The sequence below is a fragment of the Arthrobacter sp. 10T44 genome, from assembly GCF_056393885.1.
Genome location: NZ_JBFTGT010000003.1, coordinates 236747 through 249758, shown reverse-complemented (window position 1 = coordinate 249758; position 13012 = coordinate 236747). Strand labels below are relative to the sequence as shown.

Below are 13012 nucleotides of genomic sequence, written 5' to 3'. Positions count from 1 at the left end.
CCCCAACGACTGCGCCAGGCTAGTCTCGGCCCCGCAGCCACAACCGCGACGGCCTCCCGCGGGTCCCGCCGGACATCTGTCCGGTTCCCTTCAACTGCGGCTCCATGAAGCGCCGGAACGTGTCACGCATCAAACTCGATCCTGCCACCACCTCGTGCAGCTCCCGCAGATCCCGAAGCGTGAACGGTTCGGCCAGCAGCTCACCAGGATCCGGCGCCTCACGGTAGGCGGCCCGCAGCCACTCCACCGCCTTCGCCACAATCTCGGCGTGGCCGTACGGGAGTCCCGCGATCAGCTCCGGTTCCGCCGTCACGGAAGCCAGCCGGACGCCGTCGGACTTTAGCGCCTCCTCCAGTGCTGCGAGCGGCACCACGTCCACGTGCGCCACGGACAGCACCCAGCCGCGGTCGTCGCGCGCCGGGTCGTCGAAGACCTGGAGCTGGCGCGGCACGCGTCCGGAGATCCCGGCCTTCTCCCGCAGGCAGCGCAGCACCGCGTCAGCCAAAGTCTCCCGCTCCCGCAGGAAGGTGCCGGGAAGCGCCCACTTTCCGTGTTGGTGATCCTCCGCACGCCGCACCAGCAGCACGCAGACGGAACCGTCCGCCACCGTCAGCACCGCCGTGTCCACCGCCACCGAGGGGCGCGGGTAGTCGAGCAGGGACGTTCCGGGGCCGTTCTGGGAATCCTTCACACCATCATTTATCGCAGTCTTGCGCTAAAGATGCAAGCCGTTCATACTGGAGTCAATTAGCGCAGAAATGATCTAAATCAACCGGAGGTTCCCCATGCAAGTCCCACAGCTCCACGTCGGCGCCGGCAGCCGGCTCGGCCCGCTCAGCATCTTCCCCGTCTGGACACCGGGCGCCGGCAGCCTCGGCATCAGCACCGGCACACACGCCGACGTCGCCGTGACCGAGCTCGCCAGCGGCCCCCAGGTCGCCCGGCTCACCGTCACCAACAACGGCCCGCACCCGGCCCTGCTGCTGGAAGGTGAGCTGCTCGAGGGCGGCCAGCAGCACCGGACCTGCGCCCGCGACGTCGTCCTGGGCCCCGGCGAAACCCGCGACATCGACACGTTCTGCGTCGAGGCCGGCCGCTGGGAAGCCGGCCAGACCAGCCACCGCCGGCAGGCACGGCGCGCACCGCTGAACGTCTGGTCCGAGCTGGCCAACGGTGTCGACGGCCGCCGCGGCGGCGACCAGCAGGGGCGGATCTGGGAGCGGGTCAGCCGCTTCGACGCGGCCCGCGGCGCCTCGGTGACCAGCTCCCTGCTGGACCACATGGACCTGTTCAAGGACAACGCGCACAACCGCTTCGACGCCGCCGACGCCCCCGCACCGCTGGAGGGCCAGCGCGGCGTCGTGATCGGTCTGGGCACGCAGCCGCTGCTCCTCGAAGTCTTCGGCACCGGCACGCTGTTCCGCCGGCACTACCGCCAGCTGATCGACTCCGCGCTGCTGGACCTCGAGCTCCTCTCACCCCAGGTGCTGGCCTCCGGTCCGATGCCGGGCCAGCGGGCCCGCGACTTCGCCGCCCACGTCCAGTCCATGGACTTCGGCGCTTTCGACGGCGGCGCCGCGGCGGAAGAGGTCCGCAGCCACGGCGCACTCCGGAGCCGCAACGTCTCCCGCTCCGCCGGCCCGGTGTCCGCCGCGGGCATCGCCGTCGAACTTCCCACCCGCCGCCCCCAGCTGGCCCACCTGACCGGCTGGAACACCCACCACCCCCTGATGGAGCTGGCATGAAACTGACCCCCTTGCAGAATGACCGCGCGGCCGGAGTCCTCGTCGCCCTGGCCGCCGGCGATGCCCTCGGTGCCGGCTACGAGTTCGGCGCGCCGTTGCCGGACGGCGCCGAGGTCACCATGAAGGGCGGCGGACCGTTCGGGTTCGCGCCGGCCGAATGGACCGACGACACCTCCATGGCCGTCCCGATCGCCCAGGCGTTGCTGGAGGCAGCGTCCGACGGCGGGGGCTCCTCCCCCGCGGCTCTCACCATGATCGTCCGGGCCTGGACGGCCTGGGCCACCGAGGCCAAGGATGTCGGCGCGCAGACCAGCGCCGTGATCGCCGCCGCCCGCCGGCTCGCTATCGCTGCGGGCAGACGCGACGTCGATGCTGCCGATTTCAGTGCCGCCGCCGCGGACTTCCATGCCCGCACCGGCCGCAGCGCCGGCAACGGCTCGCTGATGCGCACCGCGCCGCTGGCTCTGGCGTACCTGGACCGCGATCCGGCGTCGTTGATGGCGGCGGCGGGGACTCTCAGCGCGCTGACCCATGCCGACCCCGATGCGCAGGAGGCCTGCGGGCTCTGGTGTGTGGCCATCCGGGGGGCAGTGCTGACCGGGCGGCTCAATGTGCGGGCCGGTCTGCCGCTGCTGTCCGCCGAGCGGGCCGCAGTGTGGCTGGAGCGGATCGAGGTGGCCGAGCGGTCCCGTCCGCGGGACTTCACCCGCAGCGGCTGGGTGGTCGAGGCGTTCCAGGGCGCCTGGAGCGCCATCCACTTCGCGGGCCTGACCGCCTCGGGCCCGGCCCACCTGCGGGCGGCGCTGGAGGAAGCGGTGCGCGGCGGCCGGGACACCGACACCGTCGCCGCCATCGCGGGCGGACTGTTGGGGGCCGCCTTCGGCTACACGGCGGTGCCGTTCGAATGGCGGCGGCGCCTGCATGGCTGGCCCGGTCTCCGGGCGCGCGATCTCATGATGCTCGGCATGGAGCTGGGACGGGGCGAGGGCCGCCGGCCCGCAGCCTGGCCCCGCGCCGGGCACCAGGACTACAGCATGTGGGGCCGCACCGACGCCTTGGTCCAGCACCCGCACGACGACGGCGTCTGGCTGGGCGGCGTCGGCTCCCTTTCACGGGTGGCCGAGTTGGGGATCGACGCAGTGGTGTCGCTGTGCCGGCTGGGGACTTGTGATCTGACCGGCGTGCCGGCGGAGTATCACGCCACGTTCTGGGTGGTCGACTCCCCTGCCGAGGAGGACAACGCGCACGCCGCGTTCGTACTGCGCGACGCAGCGGCCGCCGTCGAGCGGTTCCGCGCCGAAGGCAAGACGGTGTTGCTGCACTGCGTCCGGGCCGAATCCCGGACACCGAACGTGGCGGCGCTCTATGGTGCGCGGGCTGCCGGGATTACGCCGCTGGAGGCCCTGGAAGATGTGCGGCGGTTGCTGCCTGGGGCGAACCCGAATGCGTTGTTCCTGGGGTTGCTGAGGAATGCACAAACGACACCATAAGATGAGCAAATTGCAGGTCTAGAAGTCCAACGGCTGTGCGCGGCAAATGCAGGGGGAATACAGTGCCCGTTTACCTTGAAGAACTCGCCTTGAGCGTCGCCCGGTGTCCGGACCTGTCGGAGGTGGACTTTGGACTTCCGGATGGCAGCACTCATCCTTGTCACAAGATTGTCCATTCTCAGGACATGCACCCTGGCCGATTTCAAGTACCTGAGGCCTGGGCCGGGAACCTCGAAACCGCGCGAATTGTCTATCTGTCTTCCAACCCCGCCATAAGCGTCGGCAACCCTCTCGCAAAGTGGGCCTCCAAACGGCACGCCGAGAAGTACCCGACTGTGGACTGGGCAGATTCCGAGATTGCTGACTTCATGATAAATCGGTTCAATCCTGAGCGCGGCTGGGTGGTGGGGCGACGGCATCGCAAGGTCGACGCCGCAGCCCAACACGGCAGCCCCGTGTACGGTTCCCCTGAACCCTACTGGGGCTGGGTTGAGAAACAGACGAAGTCGTTGCTGGGACCGGACACCGTCTGGTACGACGCAGCCGTGATGACCGAAGTTGTCCACTGCAAGTCCAACAACGAGCAGGGCGTCCCAGAGGCTGCCGTGCATTGCTCGAGGCGGCATATGGACCGAATCCTGGCGGCCTCCACCGCCAGTCTCGTCGTCGTCGTCGGAGGCAAGGCCGCGAACGCGTTTCGCGCCGCGCATCAGGAAGCCCTGGCTGATAGGCCCAACTTCGGCAAGCACTGCCTCGACGGTTTGCCTGATGCCAATCACAACGTGGTTCCGCTGGAAATCGGTGGAAGCATGCGGCTCGTATGCTTCATTAAGCACCCGGGAGCGCGCGGCGGATCCGCGATGCTGGAGACTCAGTATCCCCAGGACATTGAGCGCATTCGGAACGCAGCCAGGGGGCAGCAATGAGATGCATTCCGGAAGAACCCGAATTTGGCGAGGGCCACGTGGCCGAGGAAGCGGTTTGGGAGGCCCTCAAGAAGAGCCTCCCAGACGACGTAGTCCTCGCCCACTCCGTTCAAGTAAGGGACGGACGCGCAGAGCACGAGATCGACATCCTCGTGCTCTGGCCGGGCGTCGGGATGGCTGCCATCGAGGTCAAGGGCGGAAAGGTCGGCGTCGAGAACGGGCAGTGGTACCAGTCTGACAAGGCCGGCGGGCACAACATCCAGAGCCCGGTGGTGCAGTCGCAGGCGTCGATGCACGCTTTCAAGAATTGGCTGGAGAGCCAGCTCGGATCCCGGCTCAGCAGCCGCTTCGCGTACCTGGTTAGTCTCCCCTACACGGATGTTCCGCAGGGCTGGGCCATGGCGGGGTGTCCCCGCTCGCTGATTCTAGACCGGGCAGACACTGAGTCGCTTAAGGACAAGGTGCGCCACGCTATCGAACGTGAAGGCTGCGGGGCCACCACCCTGACGCCGGTATTTCTGGAACGCATCGTTCGGAAGCTTGGCGGCGACCTCGACGGAGGGGCCTCGCAGATTCCCGACCCGCACGAAGCCGAAGACGCCCAGGATCATCTCACCATCAAGCAATCCGTGCTGTTGCGCGCAACCCGGTCTCTTCCCCGCGTCCGCTTCACCGGCGGTGCAGGCAGTGGCAAGACATGGCTCGCCCTGGAGAAGGCGCGGCTGCTCTGCAAGGAAGGGAAACGGGTGGGCCTCTTCTGCTACAACAAGGGGCTGAGCCAGTACCTTCAGCAGCAGGTTTCCGGCTGGCGGCAGGCCCAGCCGGTCTTCACCGGGGAATTTCACGAGTACGTCCGAGCCCTTGGTGTTCCGGACGGGACCGGGACGGACTACTTCGAAGAGGAGATGCCGCGCCTCCTCAAGGAGCTGGCGGGACGCATGGGACTGCACGAGCGGCTGGACGCCGTCGTCGTCGATGAAGCGCAAGACTTTGCACCACTGTGGTGGGAGTCGCTGCTCGCCTGCACCGCTGCCCCTGAGGCCGGCGAGGTGTACGCGTTTATGGACGACCGACAGGACGTCTATCAAAGGTGGACCGGGTCCGGCTCCGACGGCAAGCATCCGACGGCGGACCTGGTCCCGATCCATATCGACGAAAACCTCCGCAACACCCGGAAAATTGCCGAAACGTTCCGGTCCTTCGCAGGCGAACACTTCACGCCCCGCGGCGGCACCGGACTCCCCGTGCGGCGGGTGGAGTGCGACACCGAGAACGCCCTAGATGCGGCGGATGAGTGCGTCGAAGCACTCATGGACGAAGGCTGGAGCCCCAACCAGATCGCGCTGCTCACCACCAAGTCACGGCATCCGGTCCACCAGGAACGGTTCGATGCCGGTTCCATCGCCGAGTACTGGCTGGATTTCCACGCGAACAACGACGTCTTCTACGGCCACGTTCTTGGGTTCAAGGGCTTGGAACGCTCAGCCGTGGTGCTGTGCGTCAACGGGTTCAAGGACATGGAGCGTGCCGCCGAGCAGCTGTATGTGGGCTTGTCCCGGGCCAGGAGCCTGCTGGTGGTGGTCGGGGATTCTTCGCTGCTGGGGACTGCTGGCGGGCGGGACCTGAAGTTGGCACTCGCTCGGGCTGAGGCGTGGCAGCCGGCCTCTGTCGGATTGTGACTCTGGCGGCCGCAGTTCACGCGGGGCTTCAGATTGTCGGTGCTGTGCCCCACACTTCAGGCAGGAACCGTCACACCGCTTGGGGGATGCATGAAAGAGCGAGCACAACAGCTCAACGACAACTACGCCGAGTTCATCGCGCGGCTCGATGCGGCCACGCTCAAGCTCACGGACCGGAATGACTCCCTCAACACCTCTCTCGAGATCCTCACCCTGCTGACCGAGCAGAACCGCGCCGGGCTAACGGCGTGGGAAGAACGGCGGGCGACCCTCAGCGGACAGCTGGAACGCCGCGCTGAGGGTCCGGAAACGGATTCCCTGAAGGAGCTATTTGAGGTTGCCCTCAGGATGACGCCCATGTTTCGCAACCGGGTGGATCGGATCGAACAACGGTTGTCTCTGCTGCGGAAACGATCGGACGAGCTCAGCAAGTCTCTCTTGGAGCTTCGGAAGAGCAAATTCAAGCTGACCACGTCCAGGGTCCTTGCTCAGGAGAAAGCCAATCTGAGCCGGGCCGTAGCGGAGTTATCAGGCACACCGCAAGGCCCTGTTGGTGGTCTTCCTGACGCCGGCCTGTTGGACGACCTCAAGAAGGCTAGGGAAGCGATTGTCCTCGCCGAAGCACTCTTGGAAGTGAAGGGACAATGAAGGACTCGTTGCCTAAAAAGGAGAAAAAACTGCTCCTTTCGTTTACGTCGCTGCAATGGAGCGGGCGGCCAGCGCAGGAGGCCATCTACTCCTGTCTGGGGCTGGGTGTCATCGGGTTCTTCGTTTGCCTGGTGCTCATGATCTTCTTTGCCGGTCTCCGGGACCCCGGAGTCGCGACACTTTTCATCGTCGTTTTCGCCGTTGGGTTGACGACACTGGCGGTCTGGTCAAAAGCGTCCAACGAGAAGAAATTCCTTGCCGCGATCAGCAAGCGCGTCAACGACACCATCGTCGAAATGACCGGCAACCCGAACGACCAACTGTCACTCCCTGACTTCAGGAAGTTCATCGAGAACGAGCGTCGCATTCCGCTGCTAGTTCACGGCGTGCCGGGCCTGGAGCTTCGGGCGGTCCGGCAGGGCGAATCACCGGCGACCGGACCAAAGGAGTCTCCACCGCACCGGAATCCACCGAGGAACTCGTCGTCCACACGCACGCCCGTGGTGACCACAACTCAGGTAGTCGTCGCCATCACCCCTCCCGACTACGGAACCGCCAGCTTTGACCGGCTGCTGCAGGCCACGCTCGACACCGATTGACGTCACTGCTCGGCCACCCCAACGCGTCGCAAGCTTCATTGTCCGACCCGGCCCATATGATCGAGGAACTGTCGCTCCAACACGTCCCGGGGGATGATGTGAACGTTTTGTTTGGCCTGTACCTGGACCGCGCTCCGTGGACCTACCGTGAGTCCGCACTCGGCGCGGTCAGGCTAGGTCCGTTGGGGCTGGCCCAGCTCCTGCAGACCCGGCTCGGGCTCACCGGGCCCGATGCACGCCACTCCACACGGATCAGGCAGTTCATGGCCCGGCTCGCGGAGCAGGACAGCCCGGCGGCCTGGTACCACGGATCGTTTTCCGTCGATCCGTGGTCCACAGCCATCGACCTGTTGAACATGCGCGACGAACTTGTGACCAACGGGTGGACGGGCCTCGCCCCGGACGGATCCAGCGCCAAGCTGAAAGCCCTCGCTACCTTGGAGCAGAGCCGGCTCCCCCTCGACCGCGCGTTCGCCGACTTCCCGCTTGAACTCATCCATGAGCTTGAGAGTGAAGCTACAGCCCACTGGCCACTGGGAATCTCACGGCTTGAACTCCAGCACCCCCGCGCCTCGTTCCCCGCCATCTGGACCCGCCTGATCGGCTCACTGGAGCGCCGCGGCGTGACGGTCATGGAGCCGTCCGTGCCGACGGAACCCGTGGGCGACGTCACCGTCCTCGTCGCGAAGACCGAATGGGAAGCGGCCGAGCACACGGCCCGCTGGCTCGCGTCCGCGACGAGCTCCGCAGGCAAAGCCGGAACTGATCGCTCCGCCGTCGTCGCCTCCACGAGCACCGCCCTGCTGGACCAGGAGCTGCAGCGCCGCGGACTGCCCCGAATCGGTGTCAGCAGCCGTTCCCGCTGGCGGGCCGTAGACCAGATCATTCCCCTCTTCTTCACCGTCATCTGGGGACCGGTGGACGTCCAACTGCTGGGCGAGTTCCTGAACCTCCCGGTCGGCCCCGTCCGGCGCGCAGCCGCCCGGCATCTCCTCCGCGCCCTCGCCGCCCAGCCGGGGACCGGCGGCGATGAATGGCTGAGCGCCCTCCAAAAGATCAGCAGCGACGAGGCCCTCGGCCCAGTTGTCGCGGCAGAACTGGACCGGCTTCTCAGCACCGGCCTGCTGGCGGATGACGGAACCATCACCGGCGCCGCCGTCGTCGAACGCGCGCAATGGCTGCGGACCCAGCTCAGCCGCCGGGTGCAGCTCTACCCACAGCTCGAATCCGTCCTCAGCCAGCTCAACGAATTCACGGCCCTGATCGACGGGCCCGAGCCGGTCACCCGCAAGACCATCGCGCGGATCCTGGAATCCGTCATTCCCGCCAGTGCCAGTCCCCTGGCCGGCGGCGAGGCGGCGCCGTGGGTGACACTTCACAGCCTCGGCGAACTGTGCGACGACGTCGACTCGCTCGTCTGGTGGGGGTGCCAGGACGACGGCCAGGTCCGGTCCCGCCACTGGGACGACGCCGAACGCCAGGCGCTGCTCGGCGCCGGCGTCGTCCTGCCTGATCCCGCTGCGCTGGCAGAGCTGGAACTCTCCGTGGCGGTGAACGCCGCGAGGCGCAGTCGCCGGCTCCTGCTGGTACGCGCCGCGGAGATCGGCGGGGAGCCGACGAAAGCCCACCCTGTGCTGTCCTCGCTGGCCTTCAGCACCCTCCCCTCGCCCCTGCCGGGAACCCCGGAGGAAAACAAGAAGGCGGTGGAGCACGCCATTTCCGCCTTCAGCATCACCCCCGCCGAGCTGGTGCGCGACGGCGTCTGGCGGCTCGCGGGCCGCACCGCCGCGTTGACACCGGTGCCGCCAGCCCGGACCACGCCGACGCCCGCATCCCATGAGCTGGGTCCCCGTCCGGAGTTCATGCCGGACAAGCTCTCCTACTCGCAGCTCAGCACGTTGATTGGCTGCTCAATGAAGTGGGTCCTGGAGAAGAAGGGCCGGCTGAAAGTCGGCGACGCGCAGTCCGTGCCCACCGGGAACACCATGATCGGCACCTTGGTCCACCGGGTGGTCGAAGAACTCTTCGGTGAGCTTTACGCCGCGAACCGGGCCGTGCCCGAGCAGGCGGAGGTCCAGGCCAAACTGGACCAACTCGTGCCGCATTACGCCTCGGAACTGCTCCTGCCGGGCCGCGGCAGCAGACTCGCCGGCCTCCGGCCCATCATCGAGAACTCGGTCATCAAGCTTTTCCAGACCCTGCAGACGCAAGGGGTCTACATCCGCGCCACCGAGCACGAGTTCAGCAAGCCGGCCCTGTTCAACGTCAACGGAACCCAGATCGAAGTCAACGTCTCCGGCTTCATCGATGTCCTGGCCGCGGACCAGTGGGCCGAACCCGTCGTGATCGACCTCAAGTGGACCAACCGTTCGAAGTACCGCCGCGATGAAATCACCCAGGGCGACGCCATGCAGCTGGCCCTCTACCACTGGGCCCTGGACGACGGGCCGGACCCCATGTCCACCGTCGCCGAAGACGCTGCAATGTCCTACTACATGCTCAAGCAGGGCGAGTTCGCTTCGACCAGCAGCCTCTTCGGCCCGGCCCTGGCCAGCCCCGCATCCAGCCGCAGCACCTGGCGGCGGTCGGTCCGCGCCGCCGAATTCTCCATCTCTGAAGTTGTCGGCGGGCGCGTCCTCGCGGCCGGACGACAGGAGTTGGGCTCCCCCGCTGAGCAACGGGACACGGCGACGGCGGACGGCCGGCTCTATCAGAAGCCGCCCTGCAACTTCTGCGACTTCTCCGCACTGTGCGGCCTTAAGGGGGACCTGTCATGAACGACGCACTCGACAACGTCACGATGATCACGGCCAGTGCCGGCACCGGCAAGACCTACAGCCTGATGGGCGAAATCGGCCGGGCAATCAACAGCGGGACGAAGCCCAGCCAGATCCTGGCCACGACCTTCACCAAGAAGGCCGCCGCAGAACTCATCGACCGGGTCCAAGCCGAACTCTTCGGCCAGGAACGCCCCGATGCCGCACGGCAGATGTCCGTCAGCATGGTCGGCACCGTCAACAGCGTCTGCAGCCGACTGCTCCAGGAATACGCGGTCGACGCCGGGCTGTCGCCGGCCCTGCAGGTTATTGCCGAAGACGAACAGCTCCGGATCTTCCAGCTCGCCACGGACACCGTATTCGCAGAATTTACTCCCCGGATCCAGCCCCTCGCCCGCCGGCTGGGACATGACGGCGAAGCCGACATCCGTGGCACCGACACCGACTGGCGCAAGATCGTCCGCGACATCACGGATGCCGCCCGCAGCAACAGGATCGCCCCCTCGGCCCTGACGCACTCCGCCGCGGCGTCATGGCAGGGACTGCAGCAGGTTTTGGGTCCGGCCGGCCTCGACGACCGGGCAACCTGGTCCAACCAGCTCCTCCAGGGGCTCATGGACCTTCGCGGTCTGGCCGCTGAAATCGCCGACTCCGGCAAGACTCCACCGAAGAACCTCCTGGCCTCGATCGCCCTGCTGGAGCCGGTCCTGACCCATGCGTCGCCGGAAGATGCTCCGTGGCGGTTCTGGATCGAAGCGGCGGGCGTCCCCAACGCCAACGCCAAACGACACCTGGAGAGCTACATTTCTGCGGTCGACGTCGAGCTGGCCTCCAACCCCGCATTTCAAACGGAGCTGCGTGAATTCACCGAACTGGTGTTTGCCTGCGCGGCTGCCTGCCTGGACCGCTTCGCGGACTTCAAGCGGCAGTACGGACTGATTGACTTCGCGGACCAGGAAACCCTGGTTCTGGACCTGCTGGAGAACAACCCGGAATTCCGCACCTCCATCACCGGCCGCATCAAGTTCATGGTGGTGGACGAGTTCCAGGACACCAGCCCGCTACAACTCCAGCTGTTCACCAAATTCGCCGAGCTGGTGGAGAAAGTGGTCTGGGTGGGCGACTCCAAGCAGGCCATCTACGAATTCCGGGGCACCGACCCGGAGCTGATGAAAGCCGTTGCCGCCCGGGTTGAGAGCAAGACCCAGCTGCATGCTTCCTGGCGGTCCAAAGAATTCGTCATCGACCTCTCGAACGCGATCAGCCTCGCCATGTTCCCGGAGCTCGGCGAAGACGAAGTCCGTCTGACGGTTCCCGAAGCCCGCCTCGAGGCCGCGCATCCCAAGAACGCCCTGGGCGGCGCCCGGGAGGCTTGGACACTGGCTGCCAAGACCGTGCCGGAGCAGCGGCGGGCGGTCGCCGCCGGCGTCGTGGACCTGATCGAGAGACGAGGTTTCAAGGGGTCTGACGTCGCGGTCCTCGCCCGGTCAAACGACGCCGTGGCCGCCATTGCCGCGGAACTGGCCGCCCTCGGAGTCAAGGCCACCACCAACACCTCCTCGCTGTTCGCCGCACGGGAAATCCAACTGGTCCGCGCCGGGATGGCCTTCGTCGCGTCCGACGACGACACCGTGGCCCTGGCTGAGCTGGCGCACCTGCATCCTGACCATCCCCAGTTCGGCCGCTGGGTCCCCGCACTGTTCGACGCAGAGGAACCCCGGGAGGAGCTCCAGCGCTGGGCCAGCGACCCGCTGGTGTCCGGCCTGGTGGAGCTCCGCGGCCTGGCGACGGTGTGCACGCCGACCGAGATTATGGAAGAGATCACGTCGCGCCTTGGGGTTGCCCGGCTCATCAAGTCGTGGAGCAACCCGGGAACCCGGCTCAAGAATCTGGACGCGCTGCGCTCCCTGCTGGAGCAGTACTACGAATCGTGTGCCGCGCTGGGCAAACCCGTGACGCTCAGCGGGTCGCTCAAGTTCCTTGCAGACGCCGACAGCACCGGGAGCGAGAACTTCGGCGACGACGTCGTGAATGTGCTGACCTACCACAAGGCCAAGGGGCTGGAATGGCCCGCCGTTGTACTGGCAAGCCTCGACACCGAGGTTGTAGCTAAACCGTGGGGCGTAGCTGTCGAGGGCGTCGATGAGATCGACGTCCGCGATCCCCTCGTCGGACGCTGGATCCGCTTCTGGCCCTGGCCGTTCGGCACCAAAGGATTCAAGCCTCTCTCCGGAGCAGCTGACTCATCGGCTGTCGCGCAGCGGGTCCTGGCCCGGCGCCAGGCTGATTCGGCGCGCGTGCTCTACGTGGGCCTGACCCGCTCGGTCAGCGTGACCTGCCTGGCCGCCGCCAAGCCCGCGCCGGCTTCGCTGAACTCGCTTGGAACCGGCCCGATTGTGGAGTGGAGTGAGGGCACCGGGAGCGAAGGAACGTTGACTGTCCAAGGGCGCGACGGCGAACAGACTCTCGCCGTGGAGGCATTTAGCTACGAGCCAGCGGATGGACCCGCCAATACCGACGACGGCGCCAAGGTCGAGTACGAGGACGGCCTGGCAGTCGAAGCGCCGGTTTCGCATAAACCTGCCCGCGTAACCGCCAGCTCCCTGGAGAGCTTCGGCTACGCTGCCGATGTCACCGAGGCGGCCGTCCTTGGCCCGCAGCTGATTCCCCACGGCGCTGCCAACTGGGACCAGGTGGGCTCCGCCATCCACGGTTACTTCGCCCTGCCCCTTGCTGAGATGGATGACTCCATCCGGCTCTCGGCGGCACAACGTCTTCTGGACCGCTGGGGTGCGGCCTCCGCCGTCGGCGCTGACGTTGTGGTGGAAGCGGGTGAGCGAATGCTCGCCTTCCTCCACCAGCAGTACGCTGGCGCGACGGTCACCACCGAGCAATCGGTCGCCTGGCGGAATGCTGACAACCAGCTCATGGAGGGGTGGATTGACCTCCTGCTGGAGACGCCAGCCGGCTATGTGCTGGTGGACCACAAGTCTTACCCCGGCAAGGACCCTGTCGGTCACATCAAGGACAAATACATCGGCCAGATGCGAGGGTATGCCGAAGCGATTGAGTCCATCACCGGGCGGCCCGTCGTCGAAGCCCTGATCCACATGCCGGCACTGGGGAAGGTATTCCGGATTAGCTAAGC

Annotated in this window: 9 protein-coding genes; 8 read left to right on the top strand and 1 reads right to left on the bottom strand. The window is 66.5% G+C overall.

What is annotated here, in order from left to right; all coding sequences use genetic code 11:
• Nucleotides 1-19 precede the first annotated feature (19 nt).
• Nucleotides 20-691: an NUDIX hydrolase gene (locus tag AC1DBL_RS07710; protein WP_476925829.1), complete on the bottom strand. Its 672-nt coding sequence runs from the start codon at nt 689-691 to the stop codon at nt 20-22.
• Nucleotides 692-785: 94 nt separating this feature from the next.
• Between AC1DBL_RS07710 and AC1DBL_RS07705 the strand changes: the two genes are divergently transcribed.
• The 8 genes from AC1DBL_RS07705 to AC1DBL_RS07670 all read left to right on the top strand — a co-directional run bounded on the left by AC1DBL_RS07705 (nt 786) and on the right by AC1DBL_RS07670 (nt 13010).
• Nucleotides 786-1745, top strand: a complete 960-nt coding sequence (locus tag AC1DBL_RS07705) for an ARPP-1 family domain-containing protein (protein WP_476925828.1) — start codon at nt 786-788, stop codon at nt 1743-1745.
• Nucleotides 1742-3235 carry an ADP-ribosylglycohydrolase family protein gene (locus AC1DBL_RS07700; protein WP_476925827.1) on the top strand — a complete coding sequence of 498 codons (1494 nt, stop codon included), beginning with the start codon at nt 1742-1744 and terminating at the stop codon, nt 3233-3235. The genes AC1DBL_RS07705 and AC1DBL_RS07700 overlap by 4 nt, the downstream gene beginning before the upstream one ends.
• A 62-nt stretch (nt 3236-3297) precedes the next feature.
• Nucleotides 3298-4161 carry a hypothetical protein gene (locus AC1DBL_RS07695; RefSeq protein WP_476925826.1) on the top strand — a complete coding sequence of 288 codons (864 nt, stop codon included), beginning with the start codon at nt 3298-3300 and terminating at the stop codon, nt 4159-4161.
• Nucleotides 4158-5840: a nuclease-related domain-containing DEAD/DEAH box helicase gene (locus tag AC1DBL_RS07690; protein ID WP_476925825.1), complete on the top strand. Its 1683-nt coding sequence runs from the start codon at nt 4158-4160 to the stop codon at nt 5838-5840. Before AC1DBL_RS07695 ends, AC1DBL_RS07690 begins: the two co-directional genes overlap by 4 nt.
• Nucleotides 5841-5930: 90 nt before the next feature.
• Entirely contained in the window at nt 5931-6488 is a 558-nt protein-coding gene (locus AC1DBL_RS07685; RefSeq protein ID WP_476925824.1) for a hypothetical protein, read from the top strand.
• Nucleotides 6485-7087, top strand: coding sequence for a hypothetical protein (locus AC1DBL_RS07680; protein ID WP_476925823.1), 603 nt, complete (start codon nt 6485-6487; stop codon nt 7085-7087). The genes AC1DBL_RS07685 and AC1DBL_RS07680 overlap by 4 nt, the downstream gene beginning before the upstream one ends.
• A 98-nt stretch (nt 7088-7185) precedes the next feature.
• A complete protein-coding gene (locus tag AC1DBL_RS07675) occupies nt 7186-9864 on the top strand; it encodes a PD-(D/E)XK nuclease family protein (RefSeq protein WP_476925822.1) in 2679 nt (892 codons plus the stop codon).
• Nucleotides 9861-13010 (top strand): UvrD-helicase domain-containing protein, encoded by a 3150-nt coding sequence (locus tag AC1DBL_RS07670; protein ID WP_476925821.1) that lies wholly within the window; start codon nt 9861-9863, stop codon nt 13008-13010. Before AC1DBL_RS07675 ends, AC1DBL_RS07670 begins: the two co-directional genes overlap by 4 nt.
• Nucleotides 13011-13012 lie beyond the last annotated feature (2 nt).

Bases quoted from the DNA above. Each gene is read 5' to 3' on its own strand.
- AC1DBL_RS07690 (WP_476925825.1), top strand. From the start codon at position 4,158: ATGAGATGCATTCCGGAAGAACCCGAATTTGGCGAGGGCCACGTGGCC.
- AC1DBL_RS07705 (WP_476925828.1), top strand. From the start codon at position 786: ATGCAAGTCCCACAGCTCCACGTCGGCGCCGGCAGCCGGCTCGGCCCG.
- AC1DBL_RS07700 (WP_476925827.1), top strand. From the start codon at position 1,742: ATGAAACTGACCCCCTTGCAGAATGACCGCGCGGCCGGAGTCCTCGTC.
- AC1DBL_RS07680 (WP_476925823.1), top strand. From the start codon at position 6,485: ATGAAGGACTCGTTGCCTAAAAAGGAGAAAAAACTGCTCCTTTCGTTT.
- AC1DBL_RS07685 (WP_476925824.1), top strand. From the start codon at position 5,931: ATGAAAGAGCGAGCACAACAGCTCAACGACAACTACGCCGAGTTCATC.
- AC1DBL_RS07670 (WP_476925821.1), top strand. From the start codon at position 9,861: ATGAACGACGCACTCGACAACGTCACGATGATCACGGCCAGTGCCGGC.